This window comes from Bacillus cereus group sp. BfR-BA-01379 (assembly GCF_022663605.1).
Lineage (GTDB): Bacteria > Bacillota > Bacilli > Bacillales > Bacillaceae_G > Bacillus_A > Bacillus_A mobilis.
Genome location: NZ_JAKUFT010000022.1, coordinates 1 through 13,735, shown reverse-complemented (window position 1 = coordinate 13,735; position 13,735 = coordinate 1). Strand labels below are relative to the sequence as shown.

Sequence of the window (13,735 nt, the reverse complement as noted above, 5' to 3'; positions counted from 1 at the left end):
AATGAATATTTTATTATGTTGCTCAGCAGGGATGTCTACAAGTTTACTAGTTACAAAAATGGAAGCGGCTGCAAAAGCTCGCGGTCTAGAAGGAAAGATTTGGGCTGTATCTGGGGATGCAGTAAAAACAAATATCGATCAAGCAGATGTATTATTACTAGGACCACAAGTTCGTTACATGCTTTCTTCAATGAAAACGCTTGCTGATGAGAGAAACGTTGGAATCGATGTTATTAATCCAATGCACTACGGCATGATGAACGGAGAAGCAGTTTTAGATCACGCATTAACACTTAAAAAATAATTAGGGGGGAAGCGAAATGCAAAAATTTATTGCATTTATGGAGAAGTATATTGTTCCTGTCGCTGGTAAAATCGGATCGCAACGTCACTTAGCTGCGATCCGTGATGGATTTATTGCAGTTATGCCACTTATTTTAGTTGGTGCACTGGCATCACTAATTAATGGTTTTCCGTCTGAAGTTTTCCAAGATTTCATGAAAGGTTTGTTTGGTGAAACGTGGAAACAAGTTGGCGGTGGAATGTGGACTGGTTCTTTCGCAATTCTAGCACTAATCATAGCATTTACAACAAGTTATAACTTAGCAAAATCTTACGGCGTTGATGGTTTGTCAGCAGGTATTATTTCATTTGGTGCGTTAATTATTCTTACGCCAACAACACCGAAAGAAGGCGGATTGAACTTAGCTTGGACAGGTGCACAAGGGCTATTCGTAGCAATTATCGTAGCACTCCTTGTTACTGAAGTATTCCGTTTCTTTGTACAAAGAAACATTACGTTTAAAATGCCTGATGGAGTACCACCAGCAGTTTTAAGATCTTTCGCAGCTATAGTTCCAGCATTTGTTATCTTAACAGTAGTTGCAGGTATTCAATTAGCAGTGAAATTAGCTGGTACAAGTGTTCATGAATTTATTTTTAATACGATTCAATCACCACTGCAAAGTTTAGCAGGGACATTACCAAGTGCAATTATCATTGTAATCCTTGTTCATCTTCTTTGGTTCTTCGGTTTACATGGGCCAAATATCGTTGGTGGTATTATTGAGCCATTATACCTACCGGCATTAGAGAAAAATATGAAGTTATTCCAAGGTGGTACATCTGCATTTGATGTTCCAAATATTATTACAAAGCCATTCTTTGATACTTTCGTATATCTTGGTGGTTCTGGTGCAACATTAGCATTCTTAGTAGTGGTATTACTTGTAGCAAAAAGTGCACAATTACGCGGTGTATCTCGCTTATCAATTGGACCTGGTGCATTTAACATTAACGAACCAGTAATCTTTGGTACACCAATTATTTTAAATCCAATTTTATTCTTACCGTTTATCGTAACACCAATTGTATTAGTAATTACTTCCTATACAGCTATATCTATTGGATGGGTACCAAAAACAGTTGTGATGATTCCATGGGCAACACCACCAATTATTAGTGGTTATCTTGTAACAGGTGGACATCTTTCAGGTGCAATTCTACAGTTATTCAACTTTGTAATTGCGATGGTAATCTACTATCCATTCGTAGTATTATGCGATCGTTCTGTTGTTCGTACTGAAAAAGCAGCAGCACAAGGAAATAACAACTCTGTACCTATGTAACACAGTAATTGTTCTCACAGATAACACTATCTGTGAGAACAATTACCTTTATATCATGTTCAAAAAGATGAGACCCATCTAGAAGAACACCAAACTATCATTCATAAATTAATAATTTAATAGAAATGTTCAAACTGAAGGGGTATTTCAATCGGTTGAACCATAATAGAGAGGGCGGTAATTATGATGACTACAGCAGAACAAATTCCATTCCAATTAATTTTAAATAGTGGTAATGCACGAAGCTTTGCAATGGAGGCACTTCAATTTGCCAAACAGGGGAAAATGGCAGAGGCTGATGAAGCGATGGTAAAGGCGAAAGAAGCGATTAATGAAGCGCATCATTTCCAAACAGAGCTCATACAATCAGAAGCAAGAGGAGAAAAAACAGAGATTAGTGTTCTCTTAATTCATGCACAAGATCATTTAATGAATGCGATTACAGTGAAAGAATTAGCAGCAGAATTTATTGACCTTTATAAAAAGTTAGAAGCGAAAGGGGAATAAAGCATGACTGGAATTAAAATTGCTACAATCGGCGGTGGATCTAGTTATACACCAGAGTTAATTGAAGGATTTATTAAGCGTTATGATGAGCTTCCTGTTCGTGAAATTTGGTTAGTAGATATTGAGGCAGGAAAAGAAAAGTTAGAAATCGTTGGTAACTTAGCGAAACGTATGGTGAAAAAATCTGGTTTACCAATCGAGGTACATTTAACACTGGATCGTCGTGAAGCATTAAAAGGTGCTGACTTTGTAACAACGCAGCTTCGCGTAGGTTTATTAGAAGCTCGTGCAAAAGATGAAGCAATCCCGTTAAAATATGATGTAATCGGTCAGGAAACGAATGGTCCTGGTGGTTTATTCAAAGCGCTGAGAACGATTCCTGTTATTTTAGATATTTGTAAGGATATGGAGGAGCTTTGTCCAAATGCATGGTTAATTAACTTCGCGAACCCAGCTGGTATGGTAACAGAAGCTGTCCTTCGTTATACAAATATTCAAAGAGTAGTTGGTCTATGTAACGTTCCAATCGGAATCCGCATGGGTCTTGCAAGATTACTTGAAGTAGATGCAAGTCGTGTCCACGTTGATTTCGCAGGTTTAAATCATATGGTATACGGACTAGATGTATATTTAGATGGCGTAAGTGTAATGGATCGTGTGTTGGAGCTTGTAACAGATCCAGAAAAGCAAATTACGATGGAAAATATTGCAGCGCTTAACTGGGAGCCAGACTTTATTCGCGGCCTTCGTGCAATTCCATGTCCATACCATCGTTATTACTACAAAACACGTGAAATGTTAGAAGAAGAGAAAGAAGCTTCAGTTGAAAAAGGTACACGTGCAGAAGTAGTAAAACAATTAGAAGATGATTTATTCGAGTTGTATAAAGATCCGAACTTAGATATTAAACCACCACAATTAGAAAAACGTGGCGGCGCTTATTATAGTGACGCAGCATGTAGCTTAATTACGTCTATTTACAATAATAAAGGTGATATCCAGCCTGTTAATACACGAAACAACGGAACAATTGCAAGCTTACCACATGATTCGGCTGTTGAAGTGAACTGTATTATTACGAAAGAAGGTCCAAAACCAATTGCAGTTGGAGATCTTCCCGTACCAGTTCGTGGTTTAGTACAGCAAATTAAATCATTTGAGCGCACAACAATTGAAGCTGCTGTTACAGGGGATTATCATAAAGCGCTGCTTGCTATGACAATTAATCCACTTGTACCATCAGATAAAGTTGCAAAACAAATTTTAGATGAAATGTTGGAAGCACATAAAGAATATCTTCCACAGTTCTTCAAAAAGGTAGAGAAATAAAGCGGCGCTATTTAGCCCGCTTTTTTTATTCTATTAGGAGGTATTACGATGATTAAGTTAATTGTAAATGCAGATGATTTCGGTCTTACAGAAGGTACAAATTACGGCATTATTGATGGACATATAAATGGACTGGTAAATTCAACGACGATGATGATGAATATGCCAGGAACAGAGCATGCGGTGCGCTTAGCGAAAGAGTATAACCTACTCGGAGTAGGCGTACATCTCGTATTAACGGCAGGAGAACCACTTCTTGGAGACGTACCATCACTTGTAAGTAGCGATGGATTGTTTCATAAACAAAGCGTTGTACGGAAAGGGAATGTAAGTCCAGAAGAAGTTGAGAGAGAGTGGACTGCTCAAATTGAGAAGTTCTTATCTTACGGATTAACACCAACTCATTTAGATAGCCATCATCACGTACATGGATTACCAATCTTGCACGATGTTCTTGAGAGGTTAGCGGCTACATATAATGTTCCAATTCGTCGTTGTGAGGAAGAGCGAGCAGTACGCCCGTTTTCTGACGTGTTTTACAGTGATTTTTACGCGGATGGTGTGACGGAAGATTACTTTGTGAAGTTAAAAGAAAGAGTACAAGATGAACAAACGGTAGAAATTATGGTTCATCCAGCTTATATTGATCCAGAGCTTGTGAAGCGCTCTTCTTACGTAATGGATCGTGTGAAAGAATTGCGTATTTTAACAGAGAGCGAGTTGCCTGAAGGAATAGAACTTGTGAAGTTTTAATAGAAAAACGACGGCTATATAATGCCGTCGTTTTTTTGTGCTTACAAGATGGATAGAATATATCCGCCAAAGGCTCCGAGTATAACGATAACCCAAGGTGGTGTTTTCCAAAAAGCGAGCAAGCAAAATAGAAGAGACGCAAAAACAAAATCTACAGCGTTCATAATTGTGCTTGTCCAAATAGGATCATAAAAAGCTGCTAATAAAATACCGACAACAGCTGCATTGACTCCAAGTAGTGCCCCTTGTATGAAAGATATTTTTCTTACACTGTCCCAAAATGGTAAAACACCAATAACGAGTAAGAAAGCAGGAAGAAAGATCGCAATTGTTGCAAGTATGGCTCCAAGTGTCCCGTTTAACGCTGCTCCTATATAAGAGGCGAATGTAAATAGTGGACCTGGTACGGCTTGTGTTAATCCGTATCCAGCTAGAAACTGTTCTTTCGTCATCATGCCGTTTTGTACGAACTCACCTTCAAGAAGGGGCAGTACGACGTGTCCACCTCCAAATACAAGGGCACCAGAGCGATAGAAACTATCAAATAAAGCGATGTAATAAGAGAACGGTCTTAATATTGGTAGCAGCAGTAATAGTCCGAAGAATAAGACGAGACAAGAAACTGCTATCGTTTTTGAAATAGGTACTTTTATATTTTGAGATTGGCTAATTGGTTGGTTACGATATAAAAACCAGCCGATAAAGCCAGATATTATAATGAGAATGACTTGTGTCCAGCTACTGGGCCATAATAAGGCGATTGCGGCAGTTACAATAGCAATTGTCGCGCGATTTCGGTCTGGCGTTAATTTTTGCGCCATTCCCCATATGGCATGAGCAACAATGGCAACTGCTACAAGTTTTAGCCCGTGAATCCAGCCAGCACTTCCAAGATTGAACTGATTAAGGAATGAGGCGAAGAAAACTAAAACAAGCACAGACGGTAAAGTGAATCCAATCCATGAAATAATAGCCCCTAATACCCCGCCTCTTAATAATCCAACCCCCATACCGACTTGACTGCTAGCAGGGCCAGGAAGGAATTGACATAGTGCTACTAAATCTCCATAGCTTCGTTCATCCATCCATTTTCTTTTTTGTACGTATTCGTGGTGGAAATAGCCGAGATGGGCGACAGGACCACCAAATGAAGTAAGTCCTAATTTAAATGAGACGAGAAAAATCTCTAATAATGTGTGAAAAGTGTATTTGTTATTTTCCAAAACAACCTCCTAGAATGCTTTCTTATGTGCATTATACAAGAGGTAGTAAAGCAAAAGGAACGATTCGAATGTAAAGATTGTGTGAATCTTTTCTTCGTAATTAAAACTTGAAAAAGTCATAAATGATTATGTATAAACCATAAAGTAGTAGAAGTAGTGCTGGGAAATTTATATAAGGAGAATGCCCGTATGACAACACATTTCTTTGCGAGGTTAACAGGCAAGAGGGAAATACCTCCTGTAAATACAGAAGCTTATGGCGTAACGGAGTTTATATTTAGTAATGATTTAAAGAAATTACAATATCGGATCATATTGAAAAACATTGAAAAAGTTACATCATGCCAAATTCATTTAGGGAAAGCGGATCAAATTGGTCCAGTTGTTTTAAATTTGTTTGGTCCGCTAAAGCAAGGTATTAGTGTAAATGAAGGAGTCGTGACTGGTGTAGTCAATGTGGAGGATTTTGAAGGGCCTTTACAGGGGAGAGCGTTTGATAACCTACTTCAAGAAATCATTCAGGCGAATGTATATGTAAATGTTTATACAAAGTCCAATAAGAAGGGTGAAATCAGGGGGAGAATCAGAAAAGTAAAGAAGTAGAAAAAAGGCTGTCCATATTTTGGAACAGCCTTTTTTTCTATAAGGTGCAAATTTGAGCGGTTATTGTTGGTAAATCGATATATTTTGAAAAACGCTGATATAATTCGCGTTACGGTCGATACATAAAAAACTACCACGGTTAATTTTTTACAGGCTGATTTTTAATGAAGAAGTCCATAATATAAAACACTTCATCATCAGGTATTTGTATTTCAAATGTATTTTCAATTGGTTGTAATGCTTTTTTCACTTTCATATACATCCAGTACTCATCTTGTCTTCGTTCCTCTTTATCTGGATGAGGGAGGAGGCTTTCTCCTTTTTGAAGACGGTCAACCATACAGCTCATATGCAGAATCACACCCATTAAGCTGTCAGGAGTTAGCTGTAAGGAAATTAATTCTTGAATTGTATTTAATGCGTAACGAATTGTTTTAATAAGTAATGCTCCGTCGTTCCGCTGCATTTGTTGTTCCAGAATATCAGCCATTTTTGCATATGTTTCTTCATACGTAATTAATTCTTGAATTGACTGAATCGCTGTGTAGTTTACAATGTCTTGGAAATGATATGTTAAGCATGGTACCTGCACATCGAAATTTGTGACGATACAAATGATATTCCGCTCTTTTTTTATGTTCTCAATCATTTTCGTTAAATCTTTTTCATGGACGATACTAATCGGAATAATTTCAATTAAGTCTTTGTCAAATCGCAAATAGTTCTCTAACATTTTTTGAATAGCTAAAGCGCTGCCTTCCCCAGTTAAACAAGCTGTCAAAATAACAGATTTCATTGGTGATAGTGGTTTTTTCTTTTCTTCTTGTACGTTTAAGTAAAACGGTGTTAAGTTCTTCACTGTTTCATATAATGCATCTAACGAGTAGCCAAGCTGTGCTTTTCGAGCTGCTTCTAGTGCATGTGGAGTGCTTGTCATGGAAAGAACACGTACCGGAATTTTGAACTCAGTTTCTAATATATCCCCAATATAAGCGAGCGAGCCCATATCGACGAGTAAGAGAAGTCCATTTACATTTTGGAGTGTTTTCATATACACTTTCACACGTTCTAAGAAATCTTTCGGCGATTCATGTAACGGCATATCAATACCGGTTACTTCCTCAATGCCGAGAAGTTCGTTTGCGACGTTTGCCATTTCTGTTGCGATGCCGTTACCGTGCGCTAATATTAATACTTTTACTTCTGTTTGAGAGGCAGGAATTGGATCAACAACGAAGAACATTGTTAAAAAGCCTGCTTCATCAATAGGCATTGTTATTTGTAATTCATCCTCCAGTAGTTGAATGCATTGCATCGCTACGGAAAAAGCTTCTTTATATTTTGTACGAATTTGATTTAATTGTGGGTGATGAATTTGTTTCCCAGCTTGCAAACGTTGTAGAGTTGTCTGTACATGTAAGCTTAAAGCGAGAAATACTTTTTCATCAAACGTCTTAGATAAATGCTTCTCAGCAAGTACCGCAATTTTTTCGCAAACGGAAACGATATTACGATCCACAATTTTAAAAACATTTTCATGACTCGTCTTTTTAGAAATTTGGTTAAAATACTGTACGAAAAAGCTTTGAATATCATTTTCTATTAGTAATTCTAATTCGTCCTCTTCAATACCGCGAGCTTGAAGTTCTTCATATTTATAATCAATATAATCGTATATAGAAGATTGTTTTTCATTTTCTATTTTATGATTACTCCAACCTTCATTACCCGTAAATACAAATGTTTCATTTGGTATTTGGTATAGATGACGGCTCTTTCTTTCAATGAATAGCCCTTCTTTCATATACCAAGGTAAATCTGTACTTGAAACATAGACAGAATCACGTTTCTTTGTCACGAAGTCAGAATAGGCTTTCGCACAGGCAATTTGTACATCCGTTTTTAATTGCCCGATGTTATTGGGACAATTGTAAAAGACGAAGGCGCGCATTGTATTCGGGCTAACGTGAATTTCTTTTCGCAGACGTATCGCTTCATTTGTGAAAAATAGTTGCAGTAAAGCAAAGCGTTCTTTATGTGTACGCTCACGAAGTGGTGGTAGCGTAACAGTCATCGGTATACGTCTTGTAAATGTTTTTAATAAAAATGAATTTGGTTCTTCTGTTGTTGCAGTAATGATTAATACTTGTGCCTTACGCTCGTTTTCTGTTTCTCCAAGGCGGCGGTATACCCCGCGGTCAATAAAGGTGAAAAGCATTTCTTGTCCCTCTGGAGGAAGACGATGTACTTCATCTAAGAAAAGGATCCCCTCATGTGCTTTTTCAATTAACCCTTTTTGATCACTTGCCCCTGTATAAGCTCCTTTTTTTATCCCAAATAACTGCCCCAGTAGTAGCTGTGGATTATTTGCGTAATCAGCACAGTTAAAGACGATAAATGGTGCATTTTTAGGAAGCTGTTCAACTTCAATTGCATATTCGTGCATTAAAGAAGCGAACATAGATTTTCCGACTCCTGTTTCTCCTAGCAGTAAAGTATGCATACCGTTTGGGGGATAGAGAATAGAAGCTTTCGCTTTTTCGATTGCGATTTTAAGGCTTGTATTTTCAATTGCAAATGTATCTAATGAAGTCATTTCATTTGAATGCGTTTCCAACGGAGCGTTCGTTTCTATATAAAAACGAACAGGACGCGTATTTGTTTTTAATAAACGTTTATCTTTTACAAGTTTGTTTAAGTCGCTACTTACATTGGCGCGATCTAGCTGCAACAGGGTAGCGAGTTCTGACGCGGTTACACCTTCTGTATAATTTCCTTCTTGCATTGCGTTAAAAATGAGATCTATTCGTTTCATTTCTATTCACCTCGAAACTTCATCACTATTTAAAATTTTACACAAAAATGGGAAGGGTGGGAAGAGAAAAATAAAACAGCTTTAGCATATAGGCACTAAAGCTGTTACAATCTTGTGTCTTTCCAAAAGTTCACTTCGAGATGGGAAGACGGATTATAGGGGAGAAGTTTGTATCCTTGTGACTGTAAGTAATCAATTACTTGTGGCAGTATTTGTACGGTTACACTCGAATCATGCATTAAAATCACTTCGACTTGTTCATCGCTCTGATTACGTACTCTTTCTAATATGGCAGAAGGATTGTCATAGCTTTTCCAGTCATATGTATCGATTGTCCAATCCCACATTTTATAATGGGCGGATACAAGTGCATCACGGTAATTCTTTTTTAAGTAAGGCATACTACCGTATGGGACACGAACGAGATGTGTATTTAATTTTGTAACTTGCTGAACAATGGTTTGTGTTTGTTCCATTTCTGTAATTAAAGCAGATGGATCACCAGTATAAAGACGTTTTACATCGTGCGACATACTGTGAAGTCCGATATAATGTCCGTCTTTAATTAATCGTTGCATTGTTTTTTTATAATGTGGCACTTTTCCACCAATTACAAAGAAAGTTGCTTTTCCATTCTTTTCTTTTAAGATGTTTAAAATTTGCGTAGTATATTTGTTTGGTCCGTCATCAAATGTTAAGTACGCGATTTTTTGGATAGGAGAGGTAGTTTCAGTATTTGGATGATGTTCAGCAGGAAGCATTGTAGTTGCCCCTGCATGAGATGATGCGTACATAGTAATTGTTAAAAATAAAATAATGTATTGAAATACTCGCTTGATCATAACATTCACCCTCAGTTTGACAATCAAGATGTAAGAAAGAAAATATAACCCTTTTCTTATTATGTATATCTTTCTCCAATAGTGGGACTCTCAAACAAACTATATTTTGGAAATATGAAATGAGGAATAAAAAATAAAAAATAGCATCCTCTTATAAGAAAGAGGATGCTATTTGAATATTTCATAATAGTAAAGGCTATACTACAATTAGTCTTCTCGTTTTTTCACTTTTTTATAAAAGGAAATAAGTGGTTTGTAACGTTCATGTACAAGCCCGATTACTTCAGCAATAATCTCTGTAAAGAAGATTAAAACGAAAAGAAGAATAATGGATAACCATAATGTCGCACTAGAGAAAATGATTGCATTTACACTAAAGAAGATACCGAATGCGTATATAATTAGTACCGTTTTACGATGGGAGAAGCCCATTGCAAGTAAACGGTGATGTAAATGCGATTTATCTGGTGCTGAAATAGGTTTTTTATTTACGATACGGCGGATAATTGCAAATGTCGTATCAAATACAGGTACACCTAAAATGATAACTGGAACGATAAAGCTGAATAACGTTACACTTTTGTATAATCCAAGTAACGATATAACAGAAATACAGTATCCTAAAAATAGTGCGCCTGTATCTCCCATGAAAATTTTTGCTGGATGGAAGTTGTAGAATAAAAATCCAATTGTACTTGCTAATGTAATTAATGCTAGTGGTAAGATAATAGCGGCTCCAGTGCCCCATGGGCTAGTGAAGGCCATATATGCTAGCGTTGCAAGTACGATAGATGAAATACCAGCAGATAACCCATCTAAGCCATCAATTAAGTTGATTGCATTTGTAATACCTACAATCCAAAATACTGTAATTGGATAAGCAAGCCATCCGAGTTCAGTATCCCCGAGGATTGGAATATATAATACTTGCACTAATAATCCACTTTTTACAATCATTATGGCAACTAATAGTTGTCCACCGAATTTTACCTTCGCAGATAACTCGTACATATCATCTAAAATACCGATGATTACAATGATAATCGCACCTAGCGTTATCGATAACATTCTTTGTTCATATAAGCCACCGACAACAAATCCTACAGCTACACCAATAAATATCGCTAATCCGCCAAGACGAGGCATGATTTTTTGGTGTACTTTACGAGCGTTTGGCTTATCTGTTGCTCCTATTTTAAAAGCTAACTTAATAACTAAAGGAGTAACGACGAGTACAGTGATGAAAGATGCCAAAATGGCATAAATCACTTGTGAGTCCATTAATACCCCACCCTTTTATAGTCTAACGTAAATTTTTTTGGTACATTTATCTGAAAATTATGATGTTTATTTACAGGCTCATAACATATGGTATCACAAAAAGATTAGAATTCAATCTTTTTTTCTATTTACGGTAAATGGAAGCAGATAGAATATATTACAATTGTATACAGAATGTTGAATCATTTGAGAAGGTTAATTGTATTGGGCTTTGGAATATGACATTTTCTCTTTTTCTTCGATAGTGAATACTTTTATTTCAGTATTATAAGTGTTACACGTAGAAATGAGTAAGTTCCGTGTTAAAATGTGGGAATTTATCCGCATGAACGGACAGTAAGGCTTCCACCTCAAAATTTAGTTGGGAACTTTAATTCCTGTAAACTTTCGATTGGTTTAACTAATAATTATTGGAGGATGAATGCCCCTCACTGAATAAAGTTTCATTCTATATTCTTGCATGTAATTTTACAAAAACTTAAAAAAGAATGGAAAAAGTAATTCATATAATAAAGAAGTAAAAGAGTTTTCGCATTTTTAATGTGAGAGGGGGAAGCACAGGGGGAATTCTATGTATTCGTATATTTTCTATTGTATATTCCTGTGCGAAAAGGAAATGAAAATTACGATAATAGGTACCGGATACGTTGGATTGATTACAGGAGTAGGGTTGGCGATGTTAGGCCATTCAGTCACATGTTTTGATATAAATGATGAGAAAATTGAACGTATAAAGCAAGGGGATTTGCCTATTTATGAAGCGGGTTTATATGAATTAATAAATGATGCATGTGCGAATGATTGTTTAACTTTTACAACAAGCAGAGTAAAAGCATTTTACGATGCAGAATTTATATTTATTGCAGTTGGAACCCCATCTTTATTAGATGGGACAGCGGATTTAACATATATTCGGAATGCTTGTGATGATATCGGAGCATATGCGACGAAAGACATTATTGTCGTTACGAAAAGTACGGTTCCTGTAGGTACAAACGATGTTATGAGGGGATGGATTGAGGAGAAATTACAAAATAGATATGAATTACATATCGTATCGAATCCCGAATTTTTACGGGAAGGTTCAGGGATTTACGATTTTTTTCAGGGAGATCGTATTGTAATTGGAGCAGATAATGAGGAAGCAGCACGGAAAGTAGAGAATTTGTATAGTGAATTACGCTTAAAAATGTATATTACAGATATAAAAAGTGCAGAAATGATTAAATATGCATCGAATGCTTTTTTAGCGACAAAAATTAGTTTTATCAATGAAATTTCAAATATATGTGAGAAGGTAGGGGCCAATGTATTAGACGTTGCACAAGGGATGGGAATGGATAAGAGGATTGGGGCGTCTTTTTTAAATGCGGGTATTGGTTATGGGGGATCGTGTTTTCCGAAAGATACGAAAGCCCTTGTGCAAATTGCAGGGAATGTGGCGCATGATTTTCGCTTGCTAAAAGCAGTCATTGAAGTGAATAATAAGCAACAGTTGTTATTGATTGAGAAAGCGAAGAAAGTATTAAATATGAATAAGAAGCGGATTGCGGTGCTGGGAGCGGCGTTTAAACCAAATACGGATGATATAAGAGACGCACCGTCCCTTATTATGATACAAGAATTAATTCATATAGGTGCGGATGTAGTTCTATATGATCCAAAGGCGATTCTAAATATGAAAAATATCTTTGGAGAGACTATACAATATAGCGAATGTATAGATGAATCGATTAGAGGAGCGAGTGCGGCTTTTATCATGACAGAATGGGAAGCTATCCGAGCTTATCCGCTAGAAAAGTACGAACAACTTATGAGAGAGCCTATTTTATTCGATGGAAGAAATTGTTATACTATTGAGGGTGTCAAGAAACAAGGGATAGATTATTATTCGGTTGGAAGAGAAAGTATTTGTAAGAGAGACTTTTCTATTCTTCGTTAAAAAGGCATGTATTCATGTATATTCTTATATGTCATAATAGAATTTGTAACTAGTGAAAGAAAAGAGGCAATGAAATGACTGAACGTTTAAAAGTAATGACAATTTTCGGGACACGTCCAGAAGCAATTAAAATGGCACCTCTTGTGTTAGAGTTGCAAAAGCATCCAGACAAAATTGAGTCGATTGTGACTGTAACAGCACAACATCGTCAAATGTTAGACCAAGTGTTAAGTATCTTTGGAATTACGCCAGATTTTGATTTAAATATTATGAAAGATCGCCAAACTTTAATTGATATTACAACGCGTGGTTTAGAAGGTTTGGATAAAGTAATGAAAGAAGCAAAGCCGGATATCGTACTTGTACATGGTGATACAACGACAACATTTATCGCAAGTTTAGCTGCTTTCTATAATCAAATTCCAGTAGGTCATGTAGAAGCAGGACTTCGTACATGGGATAAATATTCTCCATACCCAGAAGAGATGAATCGCCAACTAACAGGTGTAATGGCAGATTTTCATTTCTCACCTACAGCAAAATCAGCAACGAACTTACAGAAAGAAAATAAAGATGAGTCACGCATTTTCATCACTGGAAATACAGCGATTGACGCACTAAAAACAACTGTAAAAGAAACATATAGCCATCCTGTATTAGAGAAACTTGGAAACGATCGTCTTGTACTTATGACAGCTCACCGCCGTGAAAACTTAGGGGAGCCAATGCGTAATATGTTCCGAGCGATTAAACGTCTTGTTGATAAGCATGAAGACGTACAAGTTGTGTACCCTGTTCATATGAACCCTGTT

At 36.7% G+C, this 13,735-nt stretch carries 12 protein-coding genes; 8 read left to right on the top strand and 4 right to left on the bottom strand.

From position 1 onward, the window contains the following. Nucleotide 1: 1 nt before the first annotated feature. The 5 genes from MR113_RS10865 (at nucleotide 2) to chbG (ending at nucleotide 4,217) form a co-directional block, all read left to right on the top strand. Nucleotides 2–304: a PTS sugar transporter subunit IIB gene (locus MR113_RS10865; protein WP_001023569.1), complete on the top strand. Its 303-nt coding sequence runs from the start codon at nucleotides 2–4 to the stop codon at nucleotides 302–304. 16 nt (nucleotides 305–320) lie between these two features. Further along, on the top strand, nucleotides 321–1,628 hold the full coding sequence (celB, locus tag MR113_RS10860) for a PTS cellobiose transporter subunit IIC (protein WP_061679344.1): 1,308 nt from the start codon (nucleotides 321–323) through the stop codon (nucleotides 1,626–1,628). Between the two features lie 183 nt (nucleotides 1,629–1,811). Beyond that, the gene (locus MR113_RS10855; RefSeq protein ID WP_000989050.1) at nucleotides 1,812–2,135 is read left to right on the top strand and encodes a PTS lactose/cellobiose transporter subunit IIA; all 324 of its coding nucleotides are present in this window, start codon (nucleotides 1,812–1,814) and stop codon (nucleotides 2,133–2,135) included. A 3-nt stretch (nucleotides 2,136–2,138) separates the two neighbouring features. Beyond that, nucleotides 2,139–3,464 (top strand): 6-phospho-beta-glucosidase, encoded by a 1,326-nt coding sequence (gene celF / locus MR113_RS10850; protein WP_000145768.1) that lies wholly within the window; start codon nucleotides 2,139–2,141, stop codon nucleotides 3,462–3,464. A gap of 48 nt (nucleotides 3,465–3,512) precedes the next feature. Next, nucleotides 3,513–4,217 (top strand): chitin disaccharide deacetylase, encoded by a 705-nt coding sequence (gene chbG / locus MR113_RS10845; RefSeq protein ID WP_242254144.1) that lies wholly within the window; start codon nucleotides 3,513–3,515, stop codon nucleotides 4,215–4,217. 41 nt (nucleotides 4,218–4,258) lie between these two features. Here chbG and MR113_RS10840 read toward each other — a convergent pair whose 3' ends face one another. Further along, nucleotides 4,259–5,440 (bottom strand): chromate transporter, encoded by a 1,182-nt coding sequence (locus tag MR113_RS10840; RefSeq protein ID WP_242254143.1) that lies wholly within the window; start codon nucleotides 5,438–5,440, stop codon nucleotides 4,259–4,261. A 189-nt stretch (nucleotides 5,441–5,629) separates the two neighbouring features. Between MR113_RS10840 and exsM the strand changes: the two genes are divergently transcribed. Then, nucleotides 5,630–6,043: an exosporium regulatory protein ExsM gene (gene exsM, locus MR113_RS10835; protein ID WP_242254142.1), complete on the top strand. Its 414-nt coding sequence runs from the start codon at nucleotides 5,630–5,632 to the stop codon at nucleotides 6,041–6,043. A gap of 139 nt (nucleotides 6,044–6,182) precedes the next feature. On the opposite strand, the gene MR113_RS10830 is transcribed toward exsM, so the two are convergent. From MR113_RS10830 to MR113_RS10820, 3 genes are all read right to left on the bottom strand, one after another. Further along, on the bottom strand, nucleotides 6,183–8,858 hold the full coding sequence (locus MR113_RS10830; RefSeq protein ID WP_242254141.1) for a sigma-54-dependent transcriptional regulator: 2,676 nt from the start codon (nucleotides 8,856–8,858) through the stop codon (nucleotides 6,183–6,185). Nucleotides 8,859–8,962: 104 nt separating this feature from the next. Then, nucleotides 8,963–9,700, bottom strand: a complete 738-nt coding sequence (locus tag MR113_RS10825) for a polysaccharide deacetylase family protein (RefSeq protein WP_242254140.1) — start codon at nucleotides 9,698–9,700, stop codon at nucleotides 8,963–8,965. Between the two features lie 207 nt (nucleotides 9,701–9,907). Next, nucleotides 9,908–10,981 (bottom strand): glycosyltransferase family 4 protein, encoded by a 1,074-nt coding sequence (locus MR113_RS10820; protein ID WP_016718934.1) that lies wholly within the window; start codon nucleotides 10,979–10,981, stop codon nucleotides 9,908–9,910. 571 nt (nucleotides 10,982–11,552) lie between these two features. Between MR113_RS10820 and MR113_RS10815 the strand changes: the two genes are divergently transcribed. Continuing rightward, on the top strand, nucleotides 11,553–12,923 hold the full coding sequence (locus MR113_RS10815; protein ID WP_242254139.1) for a UDP-glucose dehydrogenase family protein: 1,371 nt from the start codon (nucleotides 11,553–11,555) through the stop codon (nucleotides 12,921–12,923). Nucleotides 12,924–12,997: 74 nt separating this feature from the next. Continuing rightward, a partial coding sequence (gene wecB, locus MR113_RS10810; protein ID WP_242254138.1) for a non-hydrolyzing UDP-N-acetylglucosamine 2-epimerase occupies nucleotides 12,998–13,735 on the top strand: 738 nt, incomplete at its 3' end.

Excerpts from the sequence above, each read along its gene's own strand:
- celF (WP_000145768.1), top strand. The coding sequence starts at position 2,139 with ATGACTGGAATTAAAATTGCTACAATCGGCGGTGGATCTAGTTATACA.
- MR113_RS10820 (WP_016718934.1), bottom strand. The coding sequence starts at position 10,981 with ATGGACTCACAAGTGATTTATGCCATTTTGGCATCTTTCATCACTGTA.
- MR113_RS10855 (WP_000989050.1), top strand. The coding sequence starts at position 1,812 with ATGATGACTACAGCAGAACAAATTCCATTCCAATTAATTTTAAATAGT.
- MR113_RS10825 (WP_242254140.1), bottom strand. The coding sequence starts at position 9,700 with ATGATCAAGCGAGTATTTCAATACATTATTTTATTTTTAACAATTACT.
- celB (WP_061679344.1), top strand. The coding sequence starts at position 321 with ATGCAAAAATTTATTGCATTTATGGAGAAGTATATTGTTCCTGTCGCT.
- MR113_RS10815 (WP_242254139.1), top strand. The coding sequence starts at position 11,553 with ATGTATTCGTATATTTTCTATTGTATATTCCTGTGCGAAAAGGAAATG.
- MR113_RS10830 (WP_242254141.1), bottom strand. The coding sequence starts at position 8,858 with ATGAAACGAATAGATCTCATTTTTAACGCAATGCAAGAAGGAAATTAT.
- exsM (WP_242254142.1), top strand. The coding sequence starts at position 5,630 with ATGACAACACATTTCTTTGCGAGGTTAACAGGCAAGAGGGAAATACCT.
- chbG (WP_242254144.1), top strand. The coding sequence starts at position 3,513 with ATGATTAAGTTAATTGTAAATGCAGATGATTTCGGTCTTACAGAAGGT.
- MR113_RS10865 (WP_001023569.1), top strand. The coding sequence starts at position 2 with ATGAATATTTTATTATGTTGCTCAGCAGGGATGTCTACAAGTTTACTA.